This window comes from Kribbella capetownensis (genome assembly GCF_004331485.1).
Taxonomy (GTDB): Bacteria; Actinomycetota; Actinomycetes; order Propionibacteriales; family Kribbellaceae; genus Kribbella; species Kribbella capetownensis.
Genome location: NZ_SJKD01000007.1, coordinates 245852 through 269798, shown reverse-complemented (window position 1 = coordinate 269798; position 23947 = coordinate 245852). Strand labels below are relative to the sequence as shown.

At 68.5% G+C, this 23947-nt stretch carries 18 protein-coding genes; 11 read left to right on the top strand and 7 right to left on the bottom strand.

Annotation, left to right across the window (positions count from 1 at the left end):
* Positions 1-84: 84 nt before the first annotated feature.
* From E0H75_RS29320 to E0H75_RS29310, 3 genes are all read right to left on the bottom strand, one after another.
* Entirely contained in the window at positions 85-2295 is a 2211-nt protein-coding gene (locus E0H75_RS29320; protein WP_131516917.1) for an HNH endonuclease signature motif containing protein, read from the bottom strand.
* Between the two features lie 398 nt (positions 2296-2693).
* A complete protein-coding gene (locus tag E0H75_RS29315) occupies positions 2694-4478 on the bottom strand; it encodes an acetyl/propionyl/methylcrotonyl-CoA carboxylase subunit alpha (protein WP_131516916.1) in 1785 nt (594 codons plus the stop codon).
* A 65-nt stretch (positions 4479-4543) separates the two neighbouring features.
* On the bottom strand, positions 4544-4993 hold the full coding sequence (locus E0H75_RS29310; RefSeq protein ID WP_131517176.1) for an Lrp/AsnC family transcriptional regulator: 450 nt from the start codon (positions 4991-4993) through the stop codon (positions 4544-4546).
* Positions 4994-5063: 70 nt separating this feature from the next.
* Between E0H75_RS29310 and E0H75_RS29305 the strand changes: the two genes are divergently transcribed.
* The 5 genes from E0H75_RS29305 to E0H75_RS29285 all read left to right on the top strand — a co-directional run bounded on the left by E0H75_RS29305 (position 5064) and on the right by E0H75_RS29285 (position 9232).
* Positions 5064-5996, top strand: a complete 933-nt coding sequence (locus E0H75_RS29305) for an SMP-30/gluconolactonase/LRE family protein (RefSeq protein ID WP_131516915.1) — start codon at positions 5064-5066, stop codon at positions 5994-5996.
* A gap of 41 nt (positions 5997-6037) precedes the next feature.
* Positions 6038-6958 carry an SMP-30/gluconolactonase/LRE family protein gene (locus tag E0H75_RS29300; protein WP_131516914.1) on the top strand — a complete coding sequence of 307 codons (921 nt, stop codon included), beginning with the start codon at positions 6038-6040 and terminating at the stop codon, positions 6956-6958.
* A gap of 114 nt (positions 6959-7072) precedes the next feature.
* On the top strand, positions 7073-8038 hold the full coding sequence (locus tag E0H75_RS29295) for a hypothetical protein (RefSeq protein WP_131516913.1): 966 nt from the start codon (positions 7073-7075) through the stop codon (positions 8036-8038).
* Between the two features lie 41 nt (positions 8039-8079).
* On the top strand, positions 8080-8418 hold the full coding sequence (locus tag E0H75_RS29290) for a hypothetical protein (RefSeq protein WP_131516912.1): 339 nt from the start codon (positions 8080-8082) through the stop codon (positions 8416-8418).
* A 22-nt stretch (positions 8419-8440) separates the two neighbouring features.
* On the top strand, positions 8441-9232 hold the full coding sequence (locus tag E0H75_RS29285) for a hypothetical protein (RefSeq protein ID WP_131516911.1): 792 nt from the start codon (positions 8441-8443) through the stop codon (positions 9230-9232).
* 33 nt (positions 9233-9265) lie between these two features.
* On the opposite strand, the gene E0H75_RS29280 is transcribed toward E0H75_RS29285, so the two are convergent.
* The 3 genes from E0H75_RS29280 to E0H75_RS29270 all read right to left on the bottom strand — a co-directional run bounded on the left by E0H75_RS29280 (position 9266) and on the right by E0H75_RS29270 (position 13610).
* Positions 9266-10705 carry an Nramp family divalent metal transporter gene (locus tag E0H75_RS29280; protein ID WP_131516910.1) on the bottom strand — a complete coding sequence of 480 codons (1440 nt, stop codon included), beginning with the start codon at positions 10703-10705 and terminating at the stop codon, positions 9266-9268.
* 252 nt (positions 10706-10957) lie between these two features.
* Complete coding sequence (locus tag E0H75_RS29275; protein ID WP_131516909.1) at positions 10958-11398, bottom strand: YdeI/OmpD-associated family protein; 441 nt, start codon at positions 11396-11398, stop codon at positions 10958-10960.
* A gap of 10 nt (positions 11399-11408) precedes the next feature.
* Positions 11409-13610, bottom strand: coding sequence for an MMPL family transporter (locus E0H75_RS29270; protein WP_131516908.1), 2202 nt, complete (start codon positions 13608-13610; stop codon positions 11409-11411).
* Positions 13611-13769: 159 nt separating this feature from the next.
* Here E0H75_RS29270 and E0H75_RS29265 point away from each other — a divergent pair, with 159 nt between their 5' ends.
* The 6 genes from E0H75_RS29265 to E0H75_RS29240 are packed head-to-tail and all read left to right on the top strand — an operon-like array spanning position 13770 to position 23303.
* A complete protein-coding gene (locus E0H75_RS29265; RefSeq protein WP_131516907.1) occupies positions 13770-15137 on the top strand; it encodes an MFS transporter in 1368 nt (455 codons plus the stop codon).
* Entirely contained in the window at positions 15134-17272 is a 2139-nt protein-coding gene (locus E0H75_RS29260; protein WP_131516906.1) for a molybdopterin oxidoreductase family protein, read from the top strand. The genes E0H75_RS29265 and E0H75_RS29260 overlap by 4 nt, the downstream gene beginning before the upstream one ends.
* Positions 17269-21165: a nitrite reductase large subunit NirB gene (gene nirB, locus E0H75_RS29255; RefSeq protein WP_131516905.1), complete on the top strand. Its 3897-nt coding sequence runs from the start codon at positions 17269-17271 to the stop codon at positions 21163-21165. Before E0H75_RS29260 ends, nirB begins: the two co-directional genes overlap by 4 nt.
* A complete protein-coding gene (gene nirD / locus E0H75_RS29250) occupies positions 21162-21503 on the top strand; it encodes a nitrite reductase small subunit NirD (RefSeq protein WP_131516904.1) in 342 nt (113 codons plus the stop codon). The genes nirB and nirD overlap by 4 nt, the downstream gene beginning before the upstream one ends.
* The gene (locus E0H75_RS29245; protein WP_202873227.1) at positions 21490-22620 is read left to right on the top strand and encodes a uroporphyrinogen-III synthase; all 1131 of its coding nucleotides are present in this window, start codon (positions 21490-21492) and stop codon (positions 22618-22620) included. Before nirD ends, E0H75_RS29245 begins: the two co-directional genes overlap by 14 nt.
* Positions 22617-23303: a sirohydrochlorin chelatase gene (locus E0H75_RS29240; protein ID WP_131516902.1), complete on the top strand. Its 687-nt coding sequence runs from the start codon at positions 22617-22619 to the stop codon at positions 23301-23303. The genes E0H75_RS29245 and E0H75_RS29240 overlap by 4 nt, the downstream gene beginning before the upstream one ends.
* On the opposite strand, the gene E0H75_RS29235 is transcribed toward E0H75_RS29240, so the two are convergent.
* Positions 23285-23836 carry a dihydrofolate reductase family protein gene (locus E0H75_RS29235; protein ID WP_131516901.1) on the bottom strand — a complete coding sequence of 184 codons (552 nt, stop codon included), beginning with the start codon at positions 23834-23836 and terminating at the stop codon, positions 23285-23287. The two genes, E0H75_RS29240 and E0H75_RS29235, sit on opposite strands and share 19 nt — an antisense overlap.
* Positions 23837-23947 lie beyond the last annotated feature (111 nt).

Sequence of the window (23947 nt, the reverse complement as noted above, 5' to 3'; positions counted from 1 at the left end):
AAGCCCGCGCCAGGCCACGGCCGATCGTTTGTGGAACATTGCGCAGAGGGACGTGAGGCCGTGGTCGGCGATCGTCCGGAGTGACTACGGCGCGTGTTTAGAGGTGAGCGTGGGCTGGTGCCATGGGTCGAACGGGTGGTCGTCGGGGAGAGCGGATGGTTGATCGTCGGGGGAGAGTTTGTCTGGGGTCGCGGGCTGATCGGGTTGCGTGGGTTCGCCCCAGATGGCGAGGCTTGCGGCCTCTCGGAGCGATGACAGCGTCGTACCTCCGGCGTTCTCGCTCTCGGCGCGGAGCAGTCGATAGAGGAGCCCGATTCCGGGCGCCATGCGATCTGGGGATCTGCGGGCGCTCGTGGTACTCACCGCCGTCGGCGAGGCTGGAGTCTCGGGCTCGAGTGGAGCGATTGGAGCTCCGCGAAAGGCCGGTGGAGTTGGAGTCTCGGGCACGAGTTGGAGCGGGCTGCTCGCGGCGGATGATTGGGGCGTGCGAGATGGAGGGGCCGGCGCGGGTGGCGAGCCGGAAGGGACCGATTCGGTGTCGGCGGGTGCGCCGGATACGACCGATTCGGTGTCGGCGGGTGCGCCGGATACGACCGATTCGGTGTCGGCGGGTGCGCCGGATACGACCGATTCGGTGTCGGCGGGCGAGCCCGGTGTGCCGTGGGCGGGTGGAACAAGCGGGGTGCGGGCATGCGAGTGCGGTGGGGTGTGGGCGATGGGTTGGTGGGGTGGTCTGGTTGTGGGGCGTGGGGGCGGGTCGGCCCAGGTGGGGCGGGAGACGTGAACTACGCCGTTCGTGATCGTGATGCTCCAGTCGCCTGCGTGGAGGTCGATGTGGTGGCGGCGGCAGAGGAGTGCCAGGTTCGAGACCGCGGTGGGGCCGCCGTCGATCCAGGAGCGGACGTGGTGGGCGTCGCATTGGATCGGTGGGGCTCCGCAGACCACGCAGCCTTTGTCGCGGGCGTTCAGGGCGCGGCGCATTGCTCTGTTGACGAGGCGTTCGGCGCGGCCTACGTCGAGTGGTTCGGAGTTGGAACCTAGTACGAGCGGGATGATCTTCGCGTCGCAGGCGAGTCGCCGGATCGCGGCGGCGGACAGACCATCGCCGTAGACCAGGTCGCCGGTCGCATCCGCGGCAGCGGATGTCAGATCCTGCAGGTCGATCGTGACCGTGATCGTCGCCTTCGCACCAAACCCAGGAACAGCACCCGCCGCCCGATCGCCCGACGTACCGTCAGCACCTGCCGCGCCGTTGCCTGGGTTGTGGTCAGGATCTGCTGCGGCGTCGGCTGGGTTGGGATCGGAGCCTGTTGCGTTGCCGGGGTTGGCGTCAAGGCCCGCTTCGCCGGTTGTGTCTTTGCCAGCAGGTGTTGTGTGGGCGCGCGAGTTGGTCTTGGTGGCTGGTGTGTCGACGCTTTGGGCGGCGTTGGTGGTTGGTGTGGTGGAGGGCTTGCGGGGGTGGGTGGGGGTGGTGTCGTAGGCGGTGGCTGCGATGCTGAGGGTGGTGGTCAGAGCGTCGGCTTGGCGTTTGTCGCGGGGGCGGGGGTCGAGTTGGCCGTCGATGGTGCGGTTCGGGCGGGCGCCGGCGTGGATGAGGGATCTGAGGAGTTCGGCGTTCTCGTTGGCTAGATATCCGCGGAACTTGACTCCGTTGGGGGCGGTGAACAGGCTCAGGCTCTCGCGGTCGTAGGCCTTTCGTTCGTCCGGCTCGGGGCCGTCGGTGTCGAGGATGTCGCGGATTCGCTGGCCGGCTTTGCGGAGTTCGCCGGGAGCCAGGTGGCGGGCGAGGTTGACGAGTTGCTGCTCGGCGACGGTGACGTCCTCTGCGGGGACGGTGCTCGGGACTCGCTCGAGTGCGGACACGATCGCCTCGGCCCGGGCGGTACGCAGGTACACATCAGTCACCCTGTCCCGGTCGTCAGTCTCGTCGTCGCGCAGGCCCGGCTCGTCTGCCTGAGTTGGGGCGTCCAGCCGAGTTGGATCGCCGGGCTGGTCGGCATCGACGGAGTGGTTGGTTGCGGGGAGGGCGGCCCCTACTTCGGCGTACTTGGACAGGGCTAGGGCCAGGCGTACGTCGCGCCTGGCTTCAGGGCGATCGATCCGGTAGCGGAAGGCCAGCAGTTGGACGGTGTCGTGGGCGCCGATCCCCTGTGCGTAGCCGATTTCTTCCAGGCCGGCGATCAGCTGGAGACGGTTCGTCTGCAGGCGGGCGAGCTCGGCCTCCAGCGCGTCGAGGGTGGCGAGTCTCTCCGCGCCACTCATCGACCACACCGGTCGCTCGCCCAGAAGTTCCATACCGCCAACCCTAAACCTCGCCTCCGACAGTTTCTGAACGTCAGAAGCCCTTGTTTTCAAGGTATTTCGTCATCCACAGGTCAGGTACATCTCGTCCACAGCTGCTCAGGCCTGTGGATGTTGCGTAATGCAACAACTGCGACAAGTGTGGTCCCGCTCAGAGGTCGGGTGGAGTGAGCGCCTGAACATGTGGGCCCTCGGGCGACGGCTGGGGTCGGCGGCACCAAGCTGTGCGGCCGAGGAGGAGCTGAGGTACGGCGACCGGACCCCGGCCGTCTACGAGAGGTCGGGGTGCATTTGTCCGGACGCGGCCGCCGCGGCTGGTTGCCCTGGCGGACGCGATGGCATCTTTGAGTTTGGGTTCGGCTTGGTCCTGGGCGGCTTGCAGGTGGGATTGATCAGTCTTTGATTTCGCAGAGGGTGGCGCCGGCGGTGACGGTAGCGCCTACCTCGGCTGAGAGGCCGGTGATGGTGCCGGACTTGTGGGCGTTGAGGGGTTGTTCCATCTTCATGGCCTCGAGGACGACGATGAGGTCGCCTTCGGCCACCGTTGCGCCTTCTTCTACGGCGATCTTGACGATGGTGCCTTGCATCGGAGAGGTCAGCGAGTCGCCTGACGCGGCTGAGGCCTTGCCTGAGCCGCCGGCGCGGCGCGCAGGCTTCTTCTTTCCGCCAGTGCCAGCGCCGGCAGCCGAGACAGCGGACGCGCCCAGGCCGGCCGGCAGGACGACCTCGAGGCGTTTGCCACCGACCTCGACGGTCACCTTCTCGCGTTCGGCCGGTTCCGGGATCTCGGCGGTGGGTCCGTCGTACGGCGTGAGTTGGTTGTCGTACTCGGTCTCGATCCAGCGGGTGTGGACCTTGAAGCCGTCGTCACCGACGAAGGCCGGGTCCGACACCACGGCGGAGTGGAACGGGATGACCGTCGGCATCCCCTCGACGACGAACTCGCGCAGCGCGCGCCGCGACCGCTGCAGCGCCTGGGTGCGATCCCGGCCGGTGACGATCAGCTTCGCCACCAGCGAGTCGAACGCGCCCGGCACGGTCTCGCCCTGGTCGTAGCCGCCGTCGAGCCGGATGCCCGGGCCGGACGGAGCGTGCCAGCGGGTCAGTGTGCCGGGTGCGGGCAGGAAGCCGCGACCGCCGTCCTCGGCGTTGATCCGGAACTCGATCGAGTGCCCGGACACGACGGGATCGTCGTACCCGAGTTCCTCGCCGTCAGCGATCCGGAACATCTCCCGGACCAGGTCGAGGCCGGTGACCTCTTCGCTGACCGGGTGCTCGACCTGCAGGCGCGTGTTCACCTCGAGGAACGAGATCAGCCCATCCTGACCGACCAGGAACTCACAGGTGCCGGCGCCGACGTACCCGGCTTCCCGCAGGATCGCCTTGGAGGACGTGTACAGCGTCTCGAGTTGCGATGAGGTGAGGAACGGCGCAGGCGCTTCCTCGACCAGCTTCTGGTACCGGCGCTGCAGCGAGCAGTCCCGGGTGGAGACGACCACAACGTTGCCGTGGGCATCGGCCAGGCACTGGGTCTCGACGTGCCTCGGCTTGTCCAGGTACCGCTCGACGAAGCACTCACCCCGGCCGAAGGCGCTCGTTGCCTCACGTACGGCGGACTCGAACAGCTCAGGCACTTCCTCCAGATTGCGGGCGACCTTCATCCCCCGACCGCCACCGCCGTACGCCGCCTTGATCGCGATCGGCAGACCGTACTCCTCCGCGAACGCCACCACCTCGGAAGCATCCGCGACCGGGTCCGGCGTACCGGGGACCTGTGGTGCGCCGACCTTCTCGGCGATGTGCCGGGCCTTGACCTTGTCGCCGAGGGAGTCGATCGCCGACGGCGGCGGGCCGATCCAGATCAGTCCGGCGTCCAGAACGGCCTGCGCGAAGTCGGCGTTCTCGGCCAGGAAGCCGTAGCCGGGATGGACGGCGTCGGCGCCGGAGCGAGCCGCGACGTCGAGGATCTTGGCGATGTTCAGGTAGGAGTCGGCCGGTGTCGACCCGTCCAGCGCGTACGCCTCGTCGGCGAGCCGGACGAACAGGGCGTCGCGGTCCTGGTCGGCGTACAGGGCAACGCTCCCGAGCCCCGCGTCGGCGGCGGCCCGGACGACCCGGACGGCGATCTCGCCACGGTTGGCGATCAGCACCTTGGTGATCTTCTTGCTGTCGGACACAGCTGACTCCCTTCGGCCAGCCTGAGTCTAGGGTCAAGCGGGCCTCCAGCGGGGAGGAGCGTTACTCACATCACCGCGGGCGGCCGCTCGAAGCAGGACTCCAGCACGACGATGGTCTGCGTGCTGGTGACGCCGTCCACCTTGTGCAGGGCGCGCAGGGTCGTCTGCAGGTCCTCGGTGGTGGCCGTCCGCACCTTCACCAGGACCGACGCCGGGCCGGCGATGATGTGCGCCTCCTGGACCGCCGGGATCTCCGCCAGCGCGCGGAGTGTCGGCTCGTCGCCCATCCAGGCGTCCGCGTCCAGCATCACGAAGGCCAGTACGCCCTGCCCGACGGCGGCCGGGTCGACCTCGACCGCGGTCCGCCGGATCACGCCGGCCGCCTTCAGCTTCCGGACCCGCTCGTGCGTGGCTCCGGCCGACATCCCGACCACCTGGCCGAGCGCGGCGTACGACTGGGTCGCGTCCAGCTGGAGTTCGGCGAGCAGCTTGCGGTCCGTCTCGTCTATGGCCATTGTCACCCTTTACCAAACCTCATCCTGTGATCTAGAACTGTAACAGGATGAGATTCGACAAAGGAGGGACATGACCATCACGCTGTCCGCCGCACCGACCCGGATCCGGGCCGAGCTCGAGGTGCTCGACGAGCGGTTCGGCAAGATCGCGGGGGACGAGTACGTCGAGTGCCTGTACGACGGCGGTCGCTGGCTGGAAGGCCCGGCGTACTCACCGGCCTGGCGCTGCCTGATCTTCAGCGACATCCCCAACGACCGGCTGCTGCGCTGGGATGAGGTCTCCGGTGACGTGAGCGTCTTCCGCCAGCCGTCCGGGTACGTCAACGGCAACACGATCGACCGCGAGGGCCGCCTGGTCAGCTGTTCCCAGGGCGAGCGCCAGGTCGTCCGGACCGAGTACGACGGGACGCGGACGGTGCTGGCGTCACACCTGGACGGGCGGCGGCTGAACAGCCCGAACGACGTGGTCGTCAGGCGGGACGGCTCGATCTGGTTCACCGATCCGCCGTACGGGATCACCTCGAACTACGAGGGACACAAGGCCGGGCAGGAGATCGACGGCTGCCATGTGTACCGGATCGCCCCGGACGGCGCGCTGACCGTGGTCGCGGACGACTTCATCCGGCCGAACGGGCTGGCGTTCTCGCTCGACGAGTCCCAGTTGTACGTCGTCGACACCCCGGGCAAGCACATCCGCCGGTTCGACGTGGACGGCGACCAGCTGATCGGCGGCGAGGTGTTCGCGCCCTGCGAGGCGGGCATGTTCGACGGCATCAGGCTGGACGACGCAGGCCGGGTCTGGGCCGCGACACACGAGGGCGTGCACTGCTTCGACCCCGACGGAACGCTGATCGGCAAGCTCCTGCTGCCCGACGTCGTCTCCAACCTGACCTTCGGCGGACCGAAGGGCAACAGGCTGTTCATCACCGCGACGAACGCGGTCTGGTCCTGGCTGCTGACCGCATCCGGCGCACCGCAACCATGGGCGGCTCCAAGGGAATAGGCTTTCCGGCTGACGCACAGTCGAGCCCTTGGAGAGTGCTGATGACCATCCTCGAGCCGTTGGCCGGAACCGCCCCGGCCGTCTGGGAATCGCTGGACGACCGGTTCGCCGGCATCCGTGGGGACAAGTTGCTCGAGCGGTTGTGGACCGGTGGCCGGTGGGTGGAGGGCCCGGTGTACTCGCCGGCCGGCCGCTACCTGCTCTGGAGCGACATCCCGAACGACCGCATCCTGCGCTGGGACGAAACGTCGTACCAGGTGTCGGTGTTCCGGCAGCCGGCCGGGAACACCAATGGGCACACGCTCGACACCGAGGGCCGCCTCGTCAGCTGCGAGCACGGGAACCGCCGGGTCACCCGGACCGCACACCACGGCGCGATCACGGTCCTGGCCTCGGAGTACGACGGGAAGCGGCTGAACAGCCCGAACGACGTCGTCGTGAAGCGGGACGGCTCGGTCTGGTTCACCGACCCGGCGTACGGGATCGACAGCGACTACGAGGGATACAAGGGCCAGATCGAGACTGGCGGCTGTCACGTCTACCGGGTCTCGACCGACGGCGTGCTGACCCGGGTCGCGGACGACTTCAACCGGCCGAACGGGCTGGTCTTCTCGCTGGACGAATCGTTGCTCTACATCACCGATTCGGAGGAGGGGACGATCCGGGTCTTCACTGTTGAGGGTGACAAACTGTCCGGTGGCGACCTGTTCGCCGAGTGCGGCAACGGGATCTTCGACGGCATCCGCCTCGACACCGAGGGCCGCATCTGGGCGTCGGCGGCGGACGGTGTGCACGTCTACCACCCCGACGGCACGTTGCTCGGCAAGCTGCTCGTCCCCGAGACGGTGTCCAACCTCACCTTCGGCGGCGCCAAGCGCAACCGCCTCTTCGTGACCGCGACGACCTCGGTCTACTCGGTCTTCACCACCGTCAACGGAGCACCGCAGCCGTACCAGCGCTGATCTCCCTCGGCGGAGGGAGACGGTTGGTTCTCGGGATGGATCCCTTGCCGTTGCCTTGATGGAAACGTCTTCTCGGTGGCCCGCACGCGGCGGGCCGACCGAGGAGGGGTTCGCGTGAGAAGCCGGAGATTCGTACGGCGGTTGGTCGCCGGAGCACTGGTGTTGATGGTGACGGCCGGTGCCGTGCCGTCGGCGGTTGCTGCTGGCAACGACCGTGACGGTGCGACGGGCGTCATGCGGGTGGCGGGCGCGGGTGGTGGCACGCTCGGACCGGAGTGGGGCGCAGACTTCGCCGGGGATCCGGTGCGATTCGAGATCGACGGACGGGCCACCGATCCGCTGCATCCGTCCGGCACGTTCCATGTCGTGCACCGCAAGCCCGACGGACGGTTGCTCGCGGAGTTCAGCGGCCGGATCACGAGCCTGAAGGCAGTCGACGAGGTGGCGGTGGTCACCGGGGTGATCGACGCGGCCGACAACCCGGGCCTGCCGCTGGAGATGGTCGGGAAGAACATCTCGCTGACCGTGTACGACGGCGGCCGGCAGGACCGGATCAGCTGGATCTGGGGCTTCTTCGGCGCTCCGGTGAGCCTGTTGCAGGGCACCGCGCCGACGTTCCCGCTGACCGAAGGCGGCTTCCAGGTGCACGGCGCACGGCCGGCGCCGGGGACTCGCCCGACAGTCGCGGTGAAGGCGGCTGAGACCGGGACCACAGTCGCTGCGCTGCTCGGTGACTCGACGCTGCGGTTCCAGTTGGCGGCTCGGGTCCCGGTCGGCGGCAACCCGACGGAGGTTCAAGGGGACTTCCACTTCTCGGATCGACGCGGCTCGGGAGTGGACGTCGAGGGCCGGATCAACTGCCTGGTCGCCGGCGGCCCGGTGGCAGTCGCGACCGGCGTGGTGACCGCCTCGAACGATCCGGCGAAGGTCGGCAAGCCGGTCTCGTTCTCGCTGAAGGACGGCCGGATCGACCGCCTGGGCTGGATCTGGGGCTTCGCGGCCGACGCTCCACAGATCGTCGACTGCCAGTCGGTCGTACCGTCGTACGCGCCGAGCTGGGGCGGTCTGGTGGTCCGGTAATTGCCAGGAGAACGCGCCGGACAAGCAGTACCGTGACTCCGGTGTGGGTTCAGGACGACGTACGGACGAAGGATCAGGTGTGGCGGGCAACGGCCTTCCTGGTCGTGATCGCGAATCTCGTGCTGGCCGTGGTCGAGATCGTCCACTACGCCGGAGCGGACGCCAGTTGCCCGACGGACGTCACGGAGTACCTGGAGTGCAGTCACCGCACGCTCGACGTGATGGACGACTCGTACACCTGGATGACGATCGCGTCGATCCCGTTGCTGCTGGGCATGTTCCTGCCGCTGCGACCGAGTACGACGCCGTGGCGGATCGCCTGTGTCGCGGTGCTGGCACTGTCGTTCGTCGTCCGGCTGATCCTGATGCTCACGCACTGACCAAGCACCCCAAGGAGTAGTTGTGACCACACCCATCGACCAGGTTCCTGCGCACCTTCGGGAGATCGCGCAGGCTGTTGTCGCCGAGGCCGAGGCCGACGAGCGGCTGCTGGCCGTCGTCGCCGGCGGATCGATCGCGACCGGAACGAGCGACGAGTACTCGGATCTGGATCTGGTGCTGGTCTGCACTCCGGAGGGGCAGGCGGCCTGCCTGGCCGACGCTCGGACGTTCGCCGGGCGGTTGGGGACCCTGCTGACGAGCTTCACCGGCGAACACGTCGGCGAACCGCGGCTGCTGATCGCGCTGTACGGACCGCCGCTGCTGCATCTCGACCTGAAGTTCGTCACGCCCGACGACCTCCATCACCGGGTTGAGGACGGCTTGGTGCTCTGGCAGCGGGACGACACCCTCGACACGACTCCCGGCGCGGCCCAGTGGCCGCAGCCGGATCCGCAGTGGATCGAGGACCGGTTCTGGGGGTGGACCCACTACATCGGCGTGAAGATCGCGCGGGGCGAGTTGTTCGAGGCGATCGAAGGCCTGGGGGCGCTGCGTTCGGCCGCGATCGCACCGCTCGCCGTCCACGGTCGCACCCCGAAGCCTTCCGGCGTACGGCGGTTGGAGACGTTGGCGCCGGAGCTCGTGCCGGAGTTGCGGGAGACCGTGGCCACGGCGGACCGGGACGATTGCCTGCGGGCGTTGAAGGCGTCGGTCGAGCTGTACCGCAAGGTCCGCGACAGCAGTGGCGTCGCGGTCGAACGCCGTACCGAGGCCGAGCGGGTCGTTGCCGAGTTCCTGACCGACTTCAAGTGACCCCGGGGTACGGCGTACCCCGGGGCCGCAGGGTCAGAAGTTGTTCTTGATCTGGTCGATGACGGTGAACACGGCGAGGAACCCGAAGGCCAGGAACGCGAAGACCATCACCAGCGTGCGGACCAGGTTGATCCGGATGGCCTGCGGCAGGGCGCGGGAGTTCATGTACCAGAGCAGACCGGAGTACACGAACATCATCGTGCCCGCGGTGCAGGCGGAGATGACCAGCAGCACCAGCGGCTGGGTCAGGCCGGCCAGCAGCACGATGATGCCGAAGGCAACCAGTCCCCAGACCAGCCAGAAGTACAGCTTGGATTCGCTGACCGATGATTCGCGCAGGTAGCGGGCCTTGATCATGTCCGAGGCCAGCCGCGAGGTGTAGTCGACGATGCCGGCCGCGGCCGCGAACAGTGCGAATGCACCGATCGCCCAGAACAGGTAGCCGAACCAGTCGCCGACCAGGGACTGCAGCGTGGTGCCCTCGATCTTCAGGAAGCTGATGCTGTTCTTGACGTTCTCGTCGCCGAACAGGGTCGCGTGCGCCAGCATCGAGGTGAACACGATCGTGAGCACAGTGATCGCGACGAACGTTGCGAGTTGCTCGATGTTGGCGAACTTCCACCAGCGCCGCCAGCGGGCCATGTTCGCCTCGTCGGGCTCGAACACGTAGCCGTTCGCGGTTGGGTCGGCCTCGGTCTCGCCGGTGATCGGCGAGGTCAGCCGCGGCACGTGCACACCCATGCCGAAACCCTTGTCCCGGATCCAGTTGCTCTGCACCAGGTTCTGGCCGCCGCCGGCTCCGGCGTACGCGATCGCACCCATGATCAGGGCGAAGCCGAGCTGGTCGGCCGGGAACTCCGGGTGGGTGACCGCGTCGCCGAGCGCGTGGTAGGTCTTCGCCCGGATCGCGAAGGCCAGCGCCAGGATCACCAGCACCGCGACGGCGAGGATCTTGACCAGGATCAGCCGCTCCAGCATCACGTAGACGACCGGTGCCAGGGTCAGGATCACGCCGATGACGACCAGGATGCCGATCGCGATCCAGCGCGGATCGCCGGCGCCGAACAGGTAGGTCAGCATCGAGGCCGAACTGGTCGCCCAGCCGGGCCACATGTTCGCGAAGTACGTCATGATCGCGAAGAACAGGCCCCAGTGCTTGCCGTACCGGTTGAAGCCGGTCAACGCTGTCTCACCAGTGGCCAGCGTGTACCGCTCGATCTCCATGTTCAGGAACCACTGGACGATCACGCCGACGACGGCGCCCCAGAGGAACACCAGGCCGACCTGACTGGAGATGTACGGCCAGAGGATGAACTCACCGGACGCCAGGCCGACACCGGCGCCGACCATGCCGGGGCCGACGATCTTCCAGGTCTGGCTGGGTGGTTCGGGTAGATCACGCACCTGCGGCGCGGGCAGGTTCTTGGTCGGCAGTGCGAATCTGCCGTGGTCAGTCGATCTGGTGTCGGCCATCGGGCTCCTCACTTCCTCGACCCCCTGTTCCGCAGGTTAACGAATACTGTCGACACGAGCGACCCGACACAGGCAGCTCAGCCCAGCGGATCTTCGAGCTCACTTCAACTACCGGACGAACGTCAGGTCTTCCGCCGGTGGCTTCACCCTCGACGCAGCCCAGGCGGTCTGCGGACATACCGGCGTACTGGAGGTGTTCGCACGGCTTGTCGACAAATCGCTTGGTGTCCAGTCGGACCGAGTTGGCGCCGCTCAGGAGGGATTGAGCATCTCCAGTGTCTTGCCGATTCGGCGGGTGCGGGTCTCCGGCTTCTTCGCGTCGTTGATCGCGTTCACGTGCTCGCGGCGATGGCTGTAGCTCAACGCGTCGAAGGCCTTCCGCAGCCCGGCGTCCTCTAGCGCCGCGGCGAGATCGGCCGGCACCTCGACGGTCCGCTCGGCCGCGTCTGGCTGCAACGTGACGGTGACCGGATCGCCGGCACCCTTGCCCAGCTCGGTGCGGATGCTCTTCAGGATGCCGAGCGCCATGCACCCACCCATCGACGCGATCGAGCCGCGGTACGCGACGCCGTCGAACGTCGCCTGCACTGGGATCCGCCCGCCGCCACCGAGCCCGGCGATCACCTCGCCCGGCACTTCCACCCAGGCGCCGCCGCCGTCGTTCACCACGATCGTGCCCTCGAACGTCTCCATGGTTCGCACCCTAGGACGAGAGCTTGCTCGGCCACCAGACCCGCTTGCCGATGTCATAGGCCAGCGAGGGCACCAGCAGTGAGCGGACCACGGTCGTGTCCAGCAGTACGCCGAACGCGACCATGAACGCGATCTGGACCAGGAACAGGATCGGCAGCACCGCGAGCGCCGAGAAGGTCGCCGCGAGCACGACGCCGGCCGACGTGATCACGCCGCCGGTGACCGCGAGGCCGACCAGGATGCCCGGTCTGGTCCCTTGTTCCTGGGATTCCTCCCGCACTCTGGTCATCAGGAAGATCGAATAGTCGATGCCCAGGGCAACGAGGAAGACGAACGCGTAGAGCGGGATGCTCGGGTCCGCGCCGGGGAATTCGAAGATGTGGTTGAACGCGATCGCGCTCACCCCGACGGTCGCGCCGAACGAGAGCACGTTCGCGACCACCAGCAGCACGGCCGCGACGATCGAGCGCAGCAACAGCATCAGGACGACGAAGATCACCGTCAGGATGGTCGGGATGATCACGCGCAGATCGCGTTTGCTGGCGTCGAGTACGTCGAGGTTGATCGCCGTACTGCCGCCGACCAGGACGTCCGGACTGACCGTGTCCAGCTCGGTGCGCAGATGCTCGACGACCTTGGTCGCCTCCGGTGAGTCGGCCGGGACCTTCAGCGTGGCCTGGACCAGCACCTTCCCGTCGACGACCTTCGGCGGTACGCCGGGAGCCACCGAGGCGGACGCGGTCGCGACGCCGTCCACCTTCGACGCGGTCTGGACCACCTGGTCGGCCCGATCTGCCGGTGTGAGGATCTGGACCGGCGTACCGGCGCCGGCGTCGAAGTGCTGGCCGAGCACCTCCTGGCCGGTGACGGACTCGACCTTGTTCAGGAACAGGTCCTCCTGCGACGTACCGCTTGCCTTGAACGTCGGCAGGAACGCGGCGCACCCGAGCAAAGCCAGCGCGGTGATGACCCAGACCCGGCGCGGGTGGCGGCCGACGAGTCCAGAGACTCGGCCCCAGAGCTTGCGTCCGCCGACCTGATCGCGCGCGTGCACGTGGTCGAGCCGCGGGATCGACGGCCAGAAGATCCGCCGCCCGAACGCGAGCAGGATCGCGGGCAGGAACGTCATCGCGGAGATGAAAGCGCCGGCGATGCCGATCGCGCCGACCGGGCCGAGACCCTTCGTGCTGCCGAGCTGGGAGAGCAGGAGGCAGAGCAGACCGAGGATGACGGTCGCCGCGCTGGCCGCGATCGGCTCGACGGCGGCCCGCCATGCGATCCGCATCGCCTGGTACTTGCCGGCGTAGTCGTGCAGCTCTTCCTTGTACCGCGACACCAGCAACAGTGAGTAGTCGGTCGCGGCCCCGACCACCAGGATGAACAGGATGCCCTGACTCTGCCCGTTCAGTTCGAGTACGTCGCTCTTGGCCAGCGGATACACCACCAGCGCGGCGAGGGCGAGACCGAAGACGGCGGTGAGCAGGACGGCGATCGGCAGGACCGGGCTGCGATAGACGATGAGCAGGATGACGAAGACGACCGCGAGTGCGACACCGAGCAGGATCCCGTCGATGCCGCTGAACGCCACCACGAAGTCCGCGAACACACCACCCGGACCGGTGACGTAGACATCGAGACCGGTCGGGGTCAGAGTCTGCTTGATCTCGGTGCGCATCGTGTCGGCGACCGCGAACAGCACGGTCTCGCCGTCCTTGACCACTTCGTCGGCCCGGTCGCCGTCGATCTCGACAGTGAGCAGCAGCGCCTTCTTGTCCTCCGACGGGACGATCGTCGTGGCCGGCGCGGCCAGGTAGTCGCCGATCGTCGTGCCGTCGCCGAGGTCCATCGCCGGGACCGAGGCGAGAAAGGCTTTCGCGTTGGCCAGGTCCGTCGGCGTGATACCGGAGTCGCGCACGATCAGGACGAAGTACGGCAGGGCCTTGGAGTCGACGAACTTGGCCGACTCGTTCGCGACCAGGGTCGACTCGGCCTGTTTCGGCAGGAAGTTCGCGTTGTCGTTCTCCTGGACCTCGCTCAGCTTGCCGACCGTCGGACCGCCGAGTGACCCGAGCACCAGCCACCCGATCAGGACCGCCGCGATCGCCGCCCGCCAGGCCCAACGGCCCCGGCTCTTACGAGGCCGGTTGTCGCTGTCAGGGCTCTGCTGTTCGTTGTGTTCCACCGCTGTCCCCTCGCCGTCGGTGCGGCCCATGAGTAGGCACAGTACCCAGCCCGGCAACGTCTTCTCTCACCACCCACCGCGGGGTGTGCGGGAGCCGTTTCTGCGGCGTAACAACGAGATGACCGCTCGGAAACACCCCGGTCATAGCGTCCTGGCCTACTAGTCGGGCCGGATGATCGGAGACGCACGATGACGCTGGAGGCACGACCGGAGGTCGTCACTCACCGCGACCGGACCGGGACGGTCGGAACGGTCGAGGCGCCGCGCCGCGGCCGCTGGATCGATGTGTGGGATCCCGAGGACGGCACGTTCTGGGCGCGGACCGGCCGCCGGGTGGCGCGGCGCAACCTGTGGCCGTCGATCTTCGCCGAGTTTCTCGGCTTCTCCGTCTGGCAGCTGTGGAGCATCGTCGTGGTGTCGATGCCCAAGGCGGGCTTCACCTACAGCACCGACCAGCTGTTCTGGCTGGTCGCGCTGCCCAGCCTGGTCGGCGCGACGCTGCGGCTGCCGTACACGTTCGCGGTCCCACGGTTCGGCGGCCGGAACTGGACCATCGTCTCCGCGCTGCTCCTCCTGGTGCCGACCGCCGGGCTGTCCTACTTCCTGACCCAGCCGGACACGCCGTTCTGGCTGATGGCGCTGGTCGCGGCCACCGCCGGCGTCGGCGGCGGCAACTTCGCGAGCAGCATGACGAACATCTCGTTCTTCTTCCCGGAGAAGGAGAAGGGCTTCGCACTCGGCATCAACGCGGCCGGCGGCAACCTCGGTGTCGCTGTGGTCCAACTGGTGGTGCCGATCGTGATCGTGGCCGGCGCCGGGTTGTCGCTGAACCGGGCCGGCCTGCTGTGGATCCCGCTGATCGTGCTGGCCGCCGTACTGGCGTGGAAGGTGATGGCGAACCTGTCCGTCGCGACCTCGTCGTTCCGGACCTCGGTGACGGCGGCGAAGCGACCGCACACCTGGATCATCTCGTTCCTCTACATCGGCACCTTCGGGTCGTTCATCGGGTTCTCGGCCGCGTTCCCGCTGCTGATCAAGACCACGTTCCCCGACGTCACCGGGGCCGGCATCGCCTTCCTCGGCGCGCTGGTCGGCTCGGTGGCGCGGCCGTTCGGCGGCAAGCTGGCCGACCTGGTCGGCGGCGCCTGGGTGACGGTCTGTTCGTTCGTCGTGATGGGCCTGGGCATCCTGGCCGCGATCGTGTCGCTGAACGCGGGCAGCTTCGCCGGATTCCTGATCAGCTTCCTGGTCCTGTTCGTCGCCAGTGGCGCCGCGAACGGATCGACGTACCGGATGATCCCGGCGGTGTTCCGGCTGACCACACCGGGCGATCCGGGTCGGGCCCGGCGCGAGGCGGCGGCCTGCATCGGCATCGCCTCCGCGGTCGGCGCGTACGGCGGCTTCCTGGTCCCGCGCGGCTTCGCGATGTCGACGAGCCACTTCGGCTCGCTGATTCCCGCGCTGTACGTCTTCTGCGGCTTCTACGTGGTCTGCCTGGCCGTGACGTACTTCTGCTACCTGCGCAAGGGCGGCCCGCTGAGTGGGGAGCGCGTGTGACGGCTGTTCCGACTCACTGCCCGTACTGCGCTCTGCAGTGCGCGACGACCCTGCACCCGGTCGACCGGGTGCAGGTGTCGGTGCAGCCCCGCGCCATTCAAGCCTTTGAGGGCGGCCCGACCAACCGCGGCGGGCTGTGCCGGAAGGGCTGGACGGCGCCGGAGGTCCTCACCGTGCCGGACCGGCTCACGACGCCGCTGATGCGGAACGCCGCGGGGAACTTGGTGGCGGCGAGCTGGGACGAGGCGCTGGACTTCGTCGCGGATCGCATCCGGTCGCTCCAAGCGTCGTACGGCTCTGACAGCGTTGCGGTCTTCGGCGGTGGTGGGCTGACCAACGAGAAGGCGTACGCGCTGGGCAAGTTCGCCCGGGTCGCGCTCAGGACCGCGAACGTCGACTACAACGGACGGTTCTGTATGTCGTCCGCGGCGGCCGCGACGAACCGCGCCTTCGGCATCGATCGCGGGCTGCCGTTCCCGCTGGCCGACCTCGGTGGTGCGGGTGTGGTGCTGCTGGTCGGCAGCAACCTCGCCGAGACGATGCCGCCGGCGGTCGCTCATCTGCAGAGCGCACGGGACGCGGGCGGGCTGCTCGTGGTCGATCCGCGTCGTACTGCGACGGCCGGGCTGACCGCAGACGACGCAGGAATCCATCTGCAGGCGACTCCGGGGACCGATCTGGCGTTGGTGCTCGCGCTGACGCACGTCGTACTGCAGGAAGGGCTTGCGGACACGGCGTACCTGAGTGAGCGGACGGACGACCCGGAGGGGTTGTTCCGCTCGACTGCGGCTTGGTGGCCTGAGCGGGCCGAGCGGGTGACGGGCGTGCCGGCTGCGACGATCCGGCGGGCGGCCCGGGTGCTTGCGGCTGCTGCACCGGTGCACGGCGGCGACGGAGTGTTCATTCTGACCGGGCGTGGCGCTGAGCAGCACAGCAAGGGCACGGACACGGTGACTGCGTGCATCAACCTTGCGTTGGCACTTGGTCTGCCGGGGCGGCTGGGGAGTGGCTACGGCTGCATTACCGGACAGGGGAACGGTCAGGGCGGTCGGGAGCATGGGCAGAAGGCGGACCAGTTGCCGGGGTACCGCAGCATCTCCGATCCGGCCGCGCGGGCTCACGTTGCACGCGTGTGGGGTGTGGATCCTGAGGACCTGCCTGGTCCGGGCAAGAGCGCGGTCGAGCTGATCAACGCGCTGGGTACGGCGGGTGGTCCGCGGGCGCTGCTCGTGCACGGGAGCAATCTGCTGGTCTCGGCACCGCGGCTTGCATCAGTGCGGGAACGCCTTGCTGCATTGGACTTGCTGGTGGTGGCGGACGTCGTACCGTCCGAGACCGCGCTGCTGGCGGATGTCGTCTTCCCGGTGACGCAGTGGGCCGAGGAAGAGGGCACCATGACGTCCCTCGAGGGGCGGGTACTGCGGCGGCAGGCCGCTATCGCGCCGCCTGGTGAGGTGCGGAGCGATCTGGCTGTCTTTGCTGGATTGGCTTCGCGGCTGGGGTGTGGGGCCGCATTCTCGACTGATCCGGCTGAGGTGTTCGAGGAACTGCGGCTGGCGAGTGCTGGTGGGAAGGCTGACTACTCGGGGATCACGTGGGAGCGGATCGACGCGGGGGAGGCGTTGTTCTGGCCTGTTCCTTCTCCGGGGCATCCGGGGACGCCGCGGTTGTTCGCGGACGGATTCAGTACGCCGGATGGGCGGGCGCACGTGGTGGCGGTGGATCATCGGCCGGTTGCGGATGATCTGCACGCCGCAGCGCCGATGTATCTCGTGACCGGCCGGCTCTTGCAGCACTACCAGAGTGGGGCGCAGACGCGGCGGGTGCCGGAGTTGGCGGCGGCGGAGCCGGAGGTGTTCGCGGAGATCCATCCGCGGGTGGCTGCGCAGCTGGGGATCGCGGACGGGCGGCCGATGCGGTTGCGGACCGCTCGTGGGTCGATGGTGCTGCCGGCGCGGGTGACGGCGGATGTGCGTCCGGACACCGTGTTCGTGCCGTTCCACTTCGGTGGTTCGGAGGCGGTCAACGAGCTGACCAACGATGCGCTCGACCCGGTGTCGCGAATGCCCGAGTTCAAGGCGTGTGCCGTCGAGGTGAGCGCCGCGAGTCTCCCGGTGACCGGAGTCTCCGCATGAACCCGCGCGTGGTGATCATCGGCGGTGGGATGGCCGGTCGGCGGTTGGCAGAGCTGTTGGCATCGTACGACGTGACGGTGCTGGGCGACGAGCCGTCGTACAACCGCAGCCGCCTCACCGAGTACGTCGCCGGCCGCGCGCCCGAGCCCTCCCTCGGCGATGAGCCAGTCACCACAGCGGTTGCCGTGGACCGTAGCCGCCGCGTAGTAACAGATTCCGCCGGACGCGAGTGGCCGTACGACCGGTTGGTGTTTGCGACTGGCGCGGTGCCTTCCGAGGTTGTTGGTTCCGCCGGAGCTCACACCTTGCGTTCCGTTGCCGATGCCCGCGCTCTTGTTGGCGCGGCTGGTCGAGTACGACGGGTGGTTGTGCTTGGTGGCGGTGTGCTTGGCGTCGAGACTGCCTGCGCTCTGCGTGGACGTGGCGTGCCGGTCACGCTGATGCATGACGGCGAAACGCTGCTGAACAAGGCGGTTCGAGGATCGGCAGGGCGGCGGGTCACGCGGGCGGTTCGCGAGTTGGGCGTGGAGGTGTTGCTCAACGCAACGGTTGAACAGGTTGCCTCGCGGGATGGGAATTTCCGGGCGCTGACCCTGCGTGGCGGGCGGCAGGTGTTCGGGGACTTGTTGGTGGTGGCTTGTGGGGTGCACGCGCGGACAGAGTTGGCGGACGGGTTGACGGTGCGGGACGGGATCGTTGTCGACCGCACGTTGACGAGCCCGGACGATCCGCGAGTGCACGCGATCGGGGACTGTGCCGAGGTCGATGGCTGGGTCAGCGGGACGGTCGCGTCCGCGTGGGGTCAGGCCGAGGCGCTGGCGCGGCAGCTGAACAGTGAGCCGGCCGGTGTCCCGGAGTACGACGTACTGCGGCTGACCACCGGTGGACTCGATGTACTTGCCTTAGGCAACAAAGACGAGAACGGCGAGGAGGTGCGGCTCGAGGACGGGGAACGGTATGTGCGGGCCGTGCTGCGCGACGGCGTGGTCCGCTCCGCGGTGGCGATCGGGGCGCCCGAGGTGGCCGCTGAGTTGGTGCTGCTGGCGGACCGCGGGACGCCGGTCGCGGCGGACGGGCTGCTGGCGGATCCCGTCGTACCGCAGAAGAAGGTGACCACCGTCTGCCGCTGCAACGGGGTCACCAGGGCCGCGATCGAGGCGGCCTGGCGTGGAGGTGCCGACAGTGTCGCCGGCATCGCCGCCACGACGCGGGCGACGACCGGGTGCGGTAGTTGCACCGGCGCCGTCGGCGAACTGCTCGACCGCTTCCGGCGCGGCGAGACCGAACCAGTTCCCAGCAGGAGGGCGACGATGACAGAGCTGAAGAAGGCCCGGCACGTGGTTGTGGTGGGCGGCGGCATGGTCGCGCACCGGCTGGTGGAGGCACTGCGATCGCGCGACACCGAGATCCAGTGGAGGATCACCGTGCTGGCCGAGGAACCACGGCTGCCGTACGACCGGGTCGCGCTGACCAGCTACTTCTCCGGCCGCGACCCCCACGACCTCTCGCTCGGCGAACCCGACCTCTGGGACGACCCAGCGGTGACGCTCCGCAAGGGCGTACAGGTCACCGCGATCGACACTACCGGCAAGACCGTGACCACCGCGCGCGGCGAGCAGGTCAAGTACGACGAACTCGTGCTGGCCACTGGGTCGTCGGCGTTCGTCCCACCGGTGAAGAACAACGACGCGCAGGGCTGCTTCGTCTACCGGACCGTCGACGATGTCGCCGCGCTCCGGGTCTACGTCGAGCGGCTGAAGTCGGAGGGCCGGCAGGTCAGCGGTGTGGTCGTCGGCGGTGGCCTGCTGGGGCTCGAGGCGGCCGGCGCGCTGCGGGCGCTGGGTGCCGCGACGAAGGTGGTCGAGTTCGCGCCGCGGCTGATGCCGCTGCAGGTCGACGAGGGCGGCGGCGCTGCCCTCGCCCGGTTGATCGAAGGACTTGACGTCGAGGTGCTGGTGTCGACGCAGTGCAACCGGGTGAAGCTGACGTCCCAAGGCGCGGCCCGGGCGATGGCCGTTGCCGACGGCCCTGATCTGCCGGCCGACGTGGTGGTGTTCGCGACCGGCGTACGGCCGCGGGACGAGCTCGGCCGGGTGGGCGGTCTGGAGATCGGGGAACGCGGCGGTGTCGTGGTCGACGAAGGCTGCCGGACGTCGGTGCCGGGCGTCTGGGCGATCGGCGAGGTCGCTTGCATCGAGGGCCGGGTCTGGGGATTGGTTGCTCCCGGCTACACGATGGCGGAGATCGTCGCCGACCGGTTGCTCGGCGGTGGCGCGACATTCCCCGGAGCGGACACCTCGACGAAGCTGAAGCTGCTCGGTGTCGACGTCGCCAGCTTTGGGGACGCGTTCGGCGCGACCGAGGGTGCGCTGGACATCGTGTACGCAGACCCAGTCGCCGGTGTCTACAAGAAGCTCGTCCTGTCCGACGACGCCCGGACGTTGCTCGGCGGCATCCTGGTCGGCGACGCATCGGCGTACTCCGGACTCCGCCCGATGGTGGGCCGTGAACTCGGGGCGGACCCGGCGGCATTCCTGCTGCCCGAGGGTGCAGGGCCGGTCAAGCTCGAGCTTCCGGACGACGCGCCGGTGTGCTCATGCAACAACGTGTCGGCCGGCGCGATCCGGTGCTCGGTCCGCGACGACGGCTGCACCGACATCAAGTCGGTGTGCGGCAAGACGAAGGCTGGGACCAGTTGTGGTTCCTGCCTGCCGATCGTGAAGAACCTGCTGAACTCCGAACTCACCAAGGCCGGTGTCGAGGTCAGCAAGGCGCTCTGCGAGCACTTCGCGTTGTCCCGCGCCGAGCTGTTCGACGTCGTCCGGGTGACCGGGCTGCGGACGTTCAGCGAGATCGTCGAGCGGCACGGCGCCGGACGCGGTTGCGACATCTGCAAGCCGGTGGTCGCGTCGATCCTGGCCAGCCTGGACCCCGCCGGTCACGTTCTCGACGGCGAGCGGGCGACGCTGCAGGACACCAACGACCACGTGATGGCGAATATGCAGAAGGACGGCACATACTCCGTCGTCCCGCGGATCCCCGGCGGTGAGATCACGCCTGAGGGTCTGATCACTATCGGCGAGGTGGCCCGCGACTTCGGCCTGTACACGAAGATCACCGGTGGCCAGCGGGTCGACCTGTTCGGTGCGCGGATCGAGCAGTTGCCGGCGATCTGGAAGCGGCTGGTCGACGCCGGCTTCGAGTCCGGGCACGCGTACGGCAAGGCGCTGCGGACCGTGAAGTCGTGTGTCGGCTCCACCTGGTGCAGGTACGGCGTACAGGACTCTGTCGGGATGGCGATCGCGCTGGAGCTGCGGTACCGCGGGCTGCGGTCGCCGCACAAGCTCAAGCTTGGGGTGTCGGGGTGCGCGCGGGAGTGTGCCGAGGCGCGTGGCAAGGACGTCGGCGTGATCGCGACCGAGAAGGGCTGGAACCTGTACGTCGGCGGCAACGGCGGCATGACGCCACGGCACGCGGAACTGCTCGCGTCCGACCTGGCCGACGAGGAGCTCTTCCGGGCGATCGACCGGTTCCTCATGTACTACATCCGCACCGGCGACCGGCTGCAGCGAACCGCGGTGTGGATCAACGACATCGAGGGCGGTCTCGATCACGTCCGCGACGTCGTACTGAACGACAGTCTCGGCATCGCCGCCGACCTGGACGCTGCGATGGCCGCGCATGTCGACTCGTACGTCGACGAGTGGCAGGCGACGCTCAACGACCCCGACAAGCTGGCCCGGTTCGTCTCCTTCGTGAACGCGCCGGACCAGCCGGACGCCGATCTGCGGTACGTGGTCGAGCGCAACCAGCCGCGGCCCGCCACCCCGGCCGAACGCGGACAGCTGGAGCCGGTGCTGCTGGCCGGTCCCCGATTGGAGGTACGCCGATGAGCGTCACGACCGCGTTTGTGGTGTGTGAGTACGACGTGCTGCTGCCGGAGCGTGGTGTCGCCGCGTTGGCCGGGGAGCTGCAGCTCGCGCTGTTCCGGACCCACGCCGGCGAGGTGTTTGCTCTGGGCAACCAGGATCCGTTCAGTGGGGCGAACGTGATGTCGCGTGGCATCGTGGGGAGCAGAGGCGAGGTGCCGACGGTGGCGTCGCCGATGTTCAAGCAGGTCTTCGACCTGCGCACCGGCGAATGCCTGGACGATCCGTCGGTGTCGCTGCCTGTGTACGAGGTCGAGATCGTCGACGGACAGGTGATGGTGAATCTCAGTGAGCACGGCTAGGCCGGGGCCACTCAGTGGCTGCACGATCGCGGTCACCGCGCACCGCCGCGCGGACGACCTGATCGCGGCGTTCGAGCGGCGCGGTGCGAAGGTGCTGCACGCGCCGACGCTGCAGATCGTGCCGGTCGCCGACGACCATGCGCTGCTCGAGGCGACCCGGCGGGTGATCGCGAACCCGCCGGACGACGTCGTCGTCACCACAGCGGTCGGATTCCGCGGCTGGATCGAGGCCGCGGACAGCGCCGGCCTGGCCGCGGACCTGCTCGGCACGCTGGAGCAGTCGCGGATCCTGGCGCGTGGGCCGAAAGCGCGTGGCGCGATCCGGGCCGCCGGGCTGGTCGAGCACTGGTCCGCGCGGTCCGAGACGACCGTCGAGGTGGTGGACTGGCTCCGCGACCAGGGTGTCAGCGGCCGGAAGATCGTCGTACAACTGCATGGGTTGTCGGATCCGGCGCTGCAGGACTCGCTGCGCACGGCCGGGGCGTCAGTGCGCGGGTTGGAGGTGTACCGCTGGGGCCCGGCGCCCGATCCCGCTCTGGTGGAGCGGATGATCGGTCAGATCGGTACGGGTGCGGTGGATGCGGTCGTGCACACGTCCGCACCCGGTGCGCAGGCCATGCTCGACTCGGCGGCCTTGACCGGGCAGTACGACGCTCTGATCGCGGCGCTGAAGTCAGGCCGGGTGCTGAACGCCTGTGTGGGTCCGGTGACCGCCGGGCCGTTCGTGAATCTGGGTCTGGAGCCGCTGGTGCCGGACCGCTTCAGGCTGGGTGCCTTGATCCGGATCGTGACGGATCGGCTCACCGACGACAACGCCCGGTCGATCGAGACCGAGCACGGGCAGTTGGTGATCCGTGGCGGGGCCGCGGTCCTCGACGGCGTCGTACTGCCGCTCGGTCCTGGTCCGCGGGCTGTGCTGGCCGCATTGGTGGCGGCCGGAGGTGATGTGGTGTCGCGACCGGAGTTGCTCGCGGTGCTCCCTGGTGCTGAGGACGTGCATGCGGTGGAGGTCACGGTGAACAGACTCCGGACGGCGATCGGGAAACCGGAACTGGTGCGGACGGTGGTCCGGCGCGGGTATCGGCTGGCGGTCGAGGCGGCCGGGGTTCCGTCGTGATCGACCTGGTCGCGGTCGCGCACGGGACCGCCGATCCGGGCGGCATCCGGGTCGTCCACGAACTGGTCCGGATGATGGCGCGGCAGCGGCCCGGCGTACCGCTGTCGCTGGGTTTCGTGGACGTCGACGTACCGGCGCTGCCGTCGCTGGTCCGGCGGGTTGTTGCCGATAGCAATCAGGCGGTCGTGGTGCCGCTGCTGCTCAGCTCCGGCTATCACGTGTACGTCGACGTGGCGGCCGAGGTGGACCGCCATCCCGGCCGGGTCCACGCGGCGCCCGCCCTCGGCCCCGATCCCGTCCTGGCCGGCATCCTCGCCGACCGCCTGGGCGACCTCTCCCGGATCGACCACGTAGTCCTGGCCGCAGCCGGGTCCTCCGACCCCCGAGCCCTCCAAGACTGCTCAACCACAGCCAAGCTCCTGTCCACCCGCATCGACCGCCCAGTAGACGTCGCCTACATCACCGGCACCGCCAACCCCCTCACCACAGTCCTCTCCCGAGCCCCAGCCCGCACGGCCATAGCGACGTACCTCCTGGCGCCCGGCTTCTTCAACAGCCTGCTCCATCGCCGCGCTCCTGGCCACCACATCAGCCCACCCCTCGGCGCCGACCCCCGTCTCGCCGCGCTGGCCCTGCGCAGGTACGACGAAGTCCAGGTGCTGGCTCACGCCGCCGGGCGGTAGGTGCTGATGAGTACGCCGGTGGTGGTGGTTTCGGAGTTCTCCAGGACCAGGGGTTGGTGGTGGTTGCCGAAGAGGTGGTGGCCTGAGCCGAGGGTCAGTGGGTGGATGAGCAGGATGTAGTGGTCGATCAGGTCGGGGATGGAGCGGACGAGTGCGCCGCTGCCGAGGACGATCAGGTCCTGGTCGGTCTTCAGCTTGGGGATGTCGTCGAGGGTGATGACGTGGGAGTTGGCCCAGGCGGGGTTCGTCAGGGTCGACGAGACGACGTACTTCTGCTGGTTGTTGAGGGCCTCGGTGTACGGGTTGTCCGGCTGGTTCGGCCAGAAGCCGGCGAAGTCGTGGTACGTGCGGCGCCCGAGCAGCATCCCACCGAACCGGCGGCCCCGACCGAGCACGCGACCCATCGCGTCCTGGCTGTACGGCGTCGCCCAGCCGCCGTACCGGAACCCGTCGCGCGGGTCCTCGTCCGGTCGGCCCGGAGCCTGCATCACGCCATCCAGGCTCACGCTGCACACCACCGTGGTCTCACCCATGACTACCTCCCTCGTGTAGGTCCTTTCTCCCTCTACACGAATGCGCCCCGGCCGGATCGACAGCGCTGGGCCACCCGGACCGCCAGCACTCACCAACGTGCTCGATCCGTC